10 protein-coding genes are annotated in these 9,094 nt (G+C 72.5%); 8 read left to right on the forward strand and 2 right to left on the reverse strand.

Translation table 11 applies throughout. The features are described 5' to 3' along the window. The 8 genes from MHY29_RS09645 to MHY29_RS09680 form a co-directional block, all read left to right on the forward strand. The coding region (locus tag MHY29_RS09645) for an ABC transporter ATP-binding protein (RefSeq protein WP_239240685.1) at positions 1–854 on the forward strand (854 nt) is incomplete at its 5' end. Positions 855–862: 8 nt separating this feature from the next. After that, positions 863–1,474, forward strand: a complete 612-nt coding sequence (locus tag MHY29_RS09650) for a hypothetical protein (protein WP_239240688.1) — start codon at positions 863–865, stop codon at positions 1,472–1,474. Positions 1,475–1,797: 323 nt separating this feature from the next. After that, on the forward strand, positions 1,798–1,950 hold the full coding sequence (locus tag MHY29_RS09655; RefSeq protein WP_239240691.1) for a hypothetical protein: 153 nt from the start codon (positions 1,798–1,800) through the stop codon (positions 1,948–1,950). 13 nt (positions 1,951–1,963) lie between these two features. Further along, positions 1,964–2,710, forward strand: coding sequence for a hypothetical protein (locus tag MHY29_RS09660; protein WP_224356141.1), 747 nt, complete (start codon positions 1,964–1,966; stop codon positions 2,708–2,710). Next, positions 2,707–3,762, forward strand: a complete 1,056-nt coding sequence (locus MHY29_RS09665; protein WP_239240712.1) for a hypothetical protein — start codon at positions 2,707–2,709, stop codon at positions 3,760–3,762. The genes MHY29_RS09660 and MHY29_RS09665 overlap by 4 nt, the downstream gene beginning before the upstream one ends. Beyond that, complete coding sequence (locus MHY29_RS09670) at positions 3,759–4,445, forward strand: ABC transporter ATP-binding protein (RefSeq protein ID WP_224356143.1); 687 nt, start codon at positions 3,759–3,761, stop codon at positions 4,443–4,445. The genes MHY29_RS09665 and MHY29_RS09670 overlap by 4 nt, the downstream gene beginning before the upstream one ends. A 16-nt stretch (positions 4,446–4,461) precedes the next feature. After that, entirely contained in the window at positions 4,462–5,556 is a 1,095-nt protein-coding gene (locus MHY29_RS09675; RefSeq protein WP_224356866.1) for a permease, read from the forward strand. Positions 5,557–5,619: 63 nt separating this feature from the next. After that, a complete protein-coding gene (locus MHY29_RS09680) occupies positions 5,620–7,134 on the forward strand; it encodes a SulP family inorganic anion transporter (RefSeq protein ID WP_224356144.1) in 1,515 nt (504 codons plus the stop codon). A 12-nt stretch (positions 7,135–7,146) separates the two neighbouring features. On the opposite strand, the gene MHY29_RS09685 is transcribed toward MHY29_RS09680, so the two are convergent. Together MHY29_RS09685 and MHY29_RS09690 are read right to left on the reverse strand one after the other, a co-directional pair. Beyond that, positions 7,147–7,701: a hypothetical protein gene (locus MHY29_RS09685; RefSeq protein ID WP_224356145.1), complete on the reverse strand. Its 555-nt coding sequence runs from the start codon at positions 7,699–7,701 to the stop codon at positions 7,147–7,149. Positions 7,702–7,832: 131 nt separating this feature from the next. Beyond that, positions 7,833–9,094, reverse strand: a 1,262-nt coding sequence (locus tag MHY29_RS09690; RefSeq protein WP_239240715.1) for a type II CAAX prenyl endopeptidase Rce1 family protein, incomplete at its 5' end; no start/stop codon positions are given.

The following is a 9,094-nucleotide window of genomic DNA, read 5'->3' on the forward strand; positions in this document are numbered from 1 at the left end:
AGACCGAACGCAGGGCCGCGTTGCCTGGGTGGGTGCACTTCTACAATCATCACCGAGTCCACTCCGCGATCGGAGCCGCACCTGCCAGCAGGCTCAACAACCTCCCTGGACATCACACCTACACGGAGGCGAAGCCGCTCATCACGGACCTGAACCTGGTGGCGGAGCCGGGGCAGACGATCGCGATCGTGGGCCCCACCGGCGCGGGCAAGACCACGCTGGTGAACCTCATCATGCGGTTCTACGAGGTGGACGGCGGTCGCATCCTGCTGGATGGCGTGGACACCCGCCGGGTGCCGCGCCAGGAGCTGCGCGCGGCCACGGGCATGGTGCTGCAGGACGCGGTACTGTTCGGCGGCACCATCCGGGAGAACATCCGGTACGGCCGGCTGGAGGCCACGGACGAGGAGGTCCTCGCGGCGGCGAAGGCCACCTACGTGGACCGCTTCGTCCACACGCTCCCGGACGGCTACGACACCGTGATCGAGCAGGATGCCTCGAACATCTCCGCGGGCGAGCGGCAGCTCATCACCATCGCCCGCGCGTTCCTCGCCCAGCCGTCCCTGCTCATCCTGGACGAGGCGACCTCCTCCGTGGACACCCGCACCGAGGTGCTCGTGCAGCAGGCCATGGCGGCGCTGCGCAACGACCGCACGTCCTTCGTGATCGCCCACCGCCTGAGCACCATCCGCGACGCGGACGTGATCCTGGTGATGGAGCACGGGGACATCGTGGAGCAGGGTTCGCACGAGGAGCTCCTGGCCGCCCGGGGCGCGTACCACCGGCTCTACACGAGCCAGTTCCGGGGCGGGGAGGACGAGCACCACGACGACGGCGCGCCCGCCTCGCGCTAGGGCGTCCGGTGACCCCGGTGCGGGGCGACGCCGGCACCCAGGCGTTGGCCGCCGTCGTCGCCGCGACGCGGGACCACCGCATGACGTTCCCCATCCAGGCGCGGGTGAGCCTCACGAGCCCGCACCAACCGGAGCCGGAGGTGTACGAGGTCCGGGCGCGCGGTGACGGCGGTTTCGCGGCCTGGTCTGCGCGGCACGATCTCTTCTACGACCCGCGCACGGGACAGGAGCGGCTGGTGGTCCACGCGTCACCAGGGCGGGAGGGCTTCACCCGGGAATGGGTGTGGCCGTGGTTGTCCCCGTCGCACCGGGTGCTGGCGATGTTCGCCCCCGCCGAGCTGGGGATCTGGGGCGGGAACCATGACCAGCACCGGGTGTGCGCGGCCCGCTGGCTGGGCGAGTGCGCCGTGCGGGTGGACCTGGTCCGCCGAGAGGAGCCGGCGGGGAGCGAGGCCACGGGGTATGCGGAGATGGATCTCGGCAACGCCGTGGTCACGCGGATGCTCCTGGACGGCGAGGCCTACGTCCTGGAGGCGGCGCGCGTCGTCGACGACGGGGACGTGACCGGGCCGGTCGTCGGTCCGCACCTGCCGGGGTGGCCGCGCTCATTCGTCCCCTGAGATTGCGCATCCGTCACGCGCAGGACCCTCGTGACTCCCTGGTGGGGCACGTCTGTGGACCGACCGAGAATTCTCTGGACACAGGGCGAGCACCTTCATAGAGTGTGACATAGCTCACGACTGAGCGTGAACCATGAAGGAGGAGCGACATGGGTATGAAGCACCGGATTTCTAAGGTCGGTGCCGGCGTGGCCGTCGCTGGACTGTTGGCCGTCTCCGGTGCGGTGCCAGCGCAGGCGCTGACGGACTCCGGTCGGCAGGACTGCAGCGCAGGAGGTGGGTACGTGGGAGCACGAGGCGAACAGCAACGCTACGGGGACCGAATGTCATTCGATGTGGGTGGACGGACCACCAAGGTGGTGAACAGGTACACCTACGGCTTCGACCCAGGACTTCGCATGTCCCAGAACTGGCGGGTCAGCTCCGAATCGCTCCTCCTGTCGGGCACCTACGGCTACTGCTACTACCCGTACTGACTCGCCGGCACCGATGACTTCATTACGCATTCCTGCGACGGCCGCCCTGGTGGCGGCCGTCGCCCTGACCCTCACCGGCTGCGTCGGTCGGGAGTCTGCGGGCCTCGGCGGTTCATCCACGGTCGCCGCTCCCCCCACCGCGACGGCCGAGAAGACCTGGGACGCCTCGCAGTGGGTTCCCACCGAGAGGATCGAACCCCTCCTGACGACGGAAGCGGAGAAAGAGGCGGCCCAGCGAGAACAAGTGGAGCGCATGGCGCGGGAAGCTGGAACCCCGGAACTGCTTCAGGTGCGGCGTATGGATTGGTCGTCGACCACCCTGGAGTCGTCTCAGAAGATCGGCGAGTGCATGGCGGCCGCCGGATTTCCCGTGGAGGTCACCCCCACGGGTGGTCTTCGCTACCCGACTCCACCAGAATCGCAGAAGCGCGCGTGGAATCTCGCTGAGAACACCTGTGCGGTCAAGCACCCAGTGGACCCTGCCTATGCCCATGACTGGACGGAACCGCAGCTGCGCCTCGTCTACGACTACTGGGACCAGTACCTCATCCCTTGCCTCGAGGCCCAGGGCTTGCACGTGGACACGAGTTCCCGTCCATCCAAAGAATCCTTTGTGACCTCCTTCTTCACGCAGGACCGCCACGACTGGTGGCCCTTCAGTACCACCATGGTCGGAGTCTCGGAGGAACGGAAGGCCCATATCGCCCAGACCTGCCCGGAGCTGCCGCCACCGGACGTCTTCTGGGGAACGGCCCCATGACCCGCCCCGCCCGCTGGGCCGCCCTCGTCCTCGCGGTGGTGCTCGTCGCCGCCCTCGCCTTCTGGGCTGGCCGGGTCACGCTCACCCCGCCGGCCCAGGCCGAGCAGCGTCCATCCGAGGACGCCGTCGTCACCGTCGCCGAGCAAGAGCTCGGCCGTGTCATCACCCTCGGCGTGTACGTGACCCGCGAGCAGGCGCCGGCCGCCGTGAACGCGCTGTCCGGCGTCGTCACCCGGGCCGGGCAGTCCGGTGAGGTGGCCGCCGGGGATGTGCTGTACGCCGTCGCGCAGAAGCCCGTGATCGCCGTGCAGGGTGAGCTGCCTCAGTGGCGGGCCCTCGGCGAGGGCGCCACCGGCAGCGATGTCACCGCGTTCCAGCGCATGCTCACCGCCACGGGGACGAAGGTGAAGGCCACCGGGACCTGGGACGAGGCCACCGCCACGGCCTGGAACGCCTGGCTCACCACACGGGGTTACCCGGCCGCGGACACCGTGGAGCTGGGCCAGCTCGTGGTGCTGGAGTCGCTCCCCACCGCGCTGAGCGTGGACGCGAAGGCCACGGCCGTCGGCGGGACGCTCGCCGGCGGCGAGACCATCGTCGCCCGCCCCGGTGATGAGCCCACGTTCGCCATCGAGGTCAACCAGGACCAGGCCGCCATGATCCCGGCCGGCACCGCGGTGACGGTGCCCCACGGCGAACACGAATGGAAGGCCGTCGCCGGCGAGTCCATCTCCGACGAGCAGGGCCTGATCCGCATCACCCTCACCGCCCCGGACGGCGGCGTGGTCTGCGGGGAGGACTGCGACACCCTGCCCGCCGACCCCACCACTTCCCTGCTCTCCCAGGTCAGCGTGGTCCCGCCCGTCTCCGGGCCCGTGGTCCCCGTGTCCGCCCTGCGCACCCAGCCAGACGGCGCCGCGACGGTCACGGTGGTCCGGGACGGCGCCGCGGAGGACCGCACCGTCACCGTCCTCGGCTCCGCCGACGGCCTCGCCGTCGTGGACGGCGTGGACGCCGGCGAGCAGGTGCGCGTGCTGAACGGCACCCGATGACGGGGCCCGCCACCCCGGGCACGCCCGCCGCCCCGGGCACGCCCGCCGCCCTCGCCGTCGAGGACCTGCGCTTCGCCTACACCCGCGCCGCCGAGGAGCTGTTCGACGGCCTCACCCACGCGTTCACGCCGGGCGGCGTCACCGCCCTCACCGGACCCTCCGGGCGCGGCAAGTCCACCCTCCTGTACGTGCTCGGGCTCATGCTCACGCCCACCTCCGGAGTGGTGCGCCTCGGTGACGTCGACGCCTCCACCCGCCCGGACCGGGAGCGCTCCCGCCTGCGCGCCACCTCCGTGGGATTCGTGTTCCAGGACTCGGAGCTGGACCCGTCCCGCCCCATCCTGGACTCCGTGGTGGAGCCCGGCCTCTACGCCGGGCTGGAGCGCCAGACGCTCGAGGACCGGGCACGGGCGCTGCTCGAGCGCTTCGGCCTCGCCCACCGCGCCGACCACCGGCCCGGGCAGGTCTCCGGCGGGCAGGCGCAGCGGGTGGCCGTGTGCCGCGCCCTCGTGAACGCGCCCGCCGTCGTCCTCGCGGACGAGCCCACGGGCAACCTCGACCCGGACAACGCCGGCCTCGTCATGGACGCCCTCGCCGATGCCGCCGCCGAGGGGCGCACCGTGGTGGTCGCCACCCACGACCCCGCCGTCGTCGCCCGCGCCGACGAGGTGGTGCGGCTGTGAACCGGGAGGACCGCCCATGAACCTGCGCACCCTGCTGCGTGAAGCCGTCACCGCCGCACGCACCTCTCCCGTGCCCTCCGCCCTCGTGCTGCTCGTGGTGGCCGCCATGTGCTTCGCCGCCGTGGCCACCGTGGGCAGGCAGGCCGCCACCGAGGCGGCCGTCGCCGCAGAGCTCTCCGGCCCCGGCGCCCGCGTGCTCACCGTCACCGACACCGGCGGCACCGGTTTCCTCACCGGCGCCACCGCGGCCACCCTCGCCGGACTCGACACCGCCGAGGCCGCCCTCGCCCGGGACTCGCCCATGGACGCCGTGAACACCTGGATCGGCCGGGGCGGCGCCCGCGTGGCCGTGACGAACGTGGTCGGCACCCTGGACCGTGGCATCGAGCTGACCCGCGGCCGCCTGCCCGCCCCCGGCGAGGTGGTGGTCCCCGAGGCCAAGCTCGCCGAGCTCGGCCTCGCCCAGCCCTCCGGAGCGATCGAGGCCACGGACGGCCGCCAGTGGGCCGTCGTCGGGGCGTTCCAGGCCCAGGACCCCTTCCAGGACCTCGACGGCTACGCCCTCACCGTCCCCGCCGCCCCGGACGCCCTCGTGATGCAGCAGGTCCGCGTCCTCGCCGCCGACACCGCCGGCACCCGCGCCATGCAGGAGGCCGCGCTCGCCGTGATCGACCCCGACCCGCGCGCCTCCTCCATCCAGACCGCCCGTGCCCTCTCCGCCGGCAACCAGGTGATCACCGGCGAGCTCGCCGGGCTCGGACGCTCCCTGTTGCTGCTGATCCTCGGAGCCGGCGCGTTCTTCGTGTCCATCGTGGTGCTCGCCGACGTCCTCATCCGCCGCCGCGACCTCGGCCGCCGCCGCACCCTCGGCATCGGCCGCGGAGACCTGATCCTGCTCGTGGCCGTGCGCACCGCCGTGCCTGCGCTGCTGGGCGCCGTGCTGGGCTCCGGAGCCGGGTACGCCGTCGTCGCCGGCCAGGGCGGGACGCTGGGGGTGGACTTCGTGGCGGCGGTGGCCGTGCTGGCCGCCCTCACCGCGCTGCTGGCCAGCCTCGCCCCGGCGGCGTTCGCCGCGTTCCGCGACCCCGTGCGGGTGATGCGGACGGCGTGAGGGGTGGCGGGCGGGCCCGCTCACCGGCGGGCACCCCGCCCGCGCACCGCTACCCTCGGGAGCATGCCCGCCTCACCCGCCGCGCCCCCGCCTGCCCTCACGCCGCTCCAGCGGCAGTCGGTGCTGCGCACCCTGCGCACCCCGCGGTGGCTGGGCACCGAGGTGCTGGCCGCAGTCGTGGTGGCGCTCGCCCTGATCCCGGAGGCCATCGCGTTCTCGATCATCGCGGGCGTGGATCCGCGCGTCGGGCTGTTCGCGTCCTTCACCATGGCCGTCACCACCGCGGTCGTGGGCGGTCGCCCCGCCATGATCTCCGCGGCCACGGGCGCCGTCGCCCTGGTGGTGGCCCCGCTGTCCCACGCGCACGGGCTGGACCACCTCATCGCGGCGATCATCCTCGGCGGGCTGATCCAGGTGGCGCTCGGGCTGCTCGGCGTGGCCCGACTCATACGGTTCATCCCGCGCTCGGTGATGGTGGGATTCGTGAACGCGCTGGCCATCCTCGTGTTCACCTCCCAGCTCCCGGAGCTGATCGGCGTCCCGTGGCTCGTGTACCCGCTCACCGCGCTCGCGCTGGGCATCGTGCTGCTGCTGCCGCGCCTGACCACGGCGGTGCCGTCCACGCTCGTGGCGATCGTCGTCGTGACGGCCCTCGTGATGGCCGCCGGCTGGTCCGTGCCGCGCGTGGGGGACCGGGGCGAGCTGCCGGACGCCCTGCCCGGCCTGTTCGTGCCGGACGTGCCGCTGACCTGGGAGACGCTGCGGCTGATCCTGCCGTTCAGCGTGGGCATGGCCGTGGTGGGGCTGCTCGAGTCCCTGCTCACGGCCAAGCTCGTGGACGACGTCACGGACACCCGCTCGGACAAGACCCGCGAGTCCTGGGGGCAGGGCGTGGCGAACATCGTCTCCGGCTTGTTCGGCGGCATGGGTGGCTGTGCAGTGGTGGGCCAGACCATGATGAACGTGAAGGCCAACGGCGCCCGCACCCGCATCTCCACGTTCCTGGCCGGCGTGCTCCTGCTGGTGCTCGTGGTGGCGCTCGGGGACCTCGTGGGGCAGATCCCCATGGCCGCGCTCGTGGGCGTGATGGTGTTCGTGGCCGGCGCCGCCTTCGACTGGCACTCCGTGCGCCCCGCCACCCTGCGCGCCATGCCCCGCTCCGAGACGGCCGTGATGCTCCTGACCGTGCTCGCCACCGTGGTCACCCACAACCTGGCGATCGGCGTGGGCGTCGGCGTGCTCACCGCGATGGTGCTGTTCGCGCAGCGGGTCTCGCGGCTCGCGCGCGTGGAGCGCGTGGTGACGGACGACAACGGCGGCACCGCCGTCTACCGCGTGCACGGCGAGCTGTTCTTCGCCTCCTCCAACGACCTCTACTCGCAGTTCGAGTACGCGCTGGACCCGCCGCGCGTCGTGATCGACCTGAGCGCGGCCCACGTGTGGGACGCCTCCACGGTGGCGGCGCTGGACGCCGTGGTGACGAAGTACGCGCAGCACGGGATCGCCGCCGAGGTGACGGGGCTGAACGAGGCCAGCGCCGCCATGCACGCCCGGCTCACCGGGCGCACGGGGGCCTGAGGGGCGGGCGCCTCAGGCGCCGCGCCGCGCGTCGACGGCGAGGAAGGCCAGCATGGCCGCGCCCGCCAGCACCGCCGCCACCGCGCCCGCCGGGGCCCCGACCACGGCCGCCGCGATCACCCCCGCCAGTCCGATCGCCGTCAGCGACCCGCCCAGCCACGCGAACACGCGCGCCCCGAACGCGGAGGCGAACGGGATGAAGTGCAGCCCCACCGCCATCACGACGACGGCGGGCTGGGCCGCCTCGATGCCCAGCGCCCGCACCAGGTGGGGCGAGGCGATGATCAGCGCGACCATGCCGAGCACGCTGAGCCCGTAGATGGGGCCGGCGTGGCGGGAGGGGGCGCCGACGTCGCGCAGGCGCCGCGGGGCGAGGAAGACCGCCCAGGCCGCCGCGGCGAGCAGCGCGATCCAGGCGACGAGCGTGACGGTCGGCCAGGGGAAGGGCAACTCGGGGCGGCTGAGCAGCATGAACAGGCTGCCGCCGACCATGCCGACGACCGCCCCGAGGACGGCCGGGTGCATCGGATGCGCGATGCCGCGTGCGTGTGTGGAGTCCCGTTCCATGCGGCCAGTATGCCGGGAGTGCGGGTGCGCGGGTACGGGTGTGAGCGGGGGCGCCTGGAGGCTCCCGTTTCCCGCACGAAAGTGCCCGGGGAGGCTCCCGTTTCCCGCACGAAAGTGCCGGGGGCCCGGCCTCAGGCGGCCATGAACTCCCACTGGTGGCCGTCCGGGTCGACCACCTGACGGGAGTGCACGCCGGTGGCGGTCATGTCCTCCTGCAGTTCGTCCGGGAGGGGCACCTCGGAGCCCCCGGCCTCGACGGCGGCGCGCACGAGCGCGTCCACGGCGCCCCGGTCCGGGGCGGTGAGCTGGAGGAGGACGGAGTTGGTGGTGAGGCAGTCGGCGATCTCACGGTCGCCGATGAAGTCGGTGTAGAAGCCGGGGCTGAGGTACATGGCGAAGGTGGACTCGGTGAGCTGCACGCACACCGAGTTCTCGTCCGAGAAGTCCTCGTCGATGTCCGCCCCCATGGACGTCCAGAACTCGCGGATGCGCTCCGTGTCCGTGGAGGGCAGGTTGATGTACACCAGCGGGGCCACCAGGTACAGCATGGCGATCGCGATGCCGTTGTTCACCATGTGCAGCAGCACCGCGTACCCGAAGGACCTGCCGATCAGCACGTAGGTCACGGTGATGGTCACCGCGAGCGTCAGGTACGGAACGGTCTCCACCCACTGGAAGTCCCCGCCCGTGCCCAGGAAGTGCAGCAGCGTGAACGCGGCCACGGAGATCGCGGCGCACACCCACACGTTGATCCAGCGGGAGAGCTTGCCCACCAGCAGGTGACGGAAGAGGTACTCCTCGACGATCGGCGCGCCGACCACCGTCATCAGCACCATGCCCAGCGCGGGCGCCTGGGTGGTCATCTCCTCCAGCGCGGCCTGGTTGGCGCTGGTCTGCGCCTGCCCGATGAGGGAGAGCAGCAGCGCGTTGACCAGGACGGTGACCAGCCACAGGGCCGGCAGCAGCAGGATCTTCAGCCAGGTGTGCGTGGCGAACACGCGCAGCGAGGCCACCAGCGGCCGCCACGAGACCGCCAGCACGGCCACCACCAGCACCGCGTAGCTGACCAGGTTCACCCGGAACCCGTCCATCACGTCCATCGCGGCGGGGTCGCGCGGCGCCAGGCCCAGCAGCACCGCCAGCAGGTATCCGAGGCCCACCACCATCATCAGCACGTAGAGGACGACGACGGCGGCGTCCCCCCAGTGCAGGCGGCCCGGCTCCCAGCTGGGCGCGGTCCGCGCGGAGGCGGTGCGTCCCGGCCAGCCCGAGGGCGGCCAGCCCTGCGGCGCCCCTCCGGCGGACGCACGGCCCGGCCACCCGGCAGGCGGCCAGCCCTCGGGAGCCTCTCCGGCGGCCGACGTGGGGGCCGTGGATCCGGGCGGGGGGAGGG

Origin of the sequence: Micrococcus sp. ACRRV (assembly GCF_022346985.1) — a bacterium.
GTDB classification, from domain to species: domain Bacteria; phylum Actinomycetota; class Actinomycetes; order Actinomycetales; family Micrococcaceae; genus Micrococcus; species Micrococcus porci.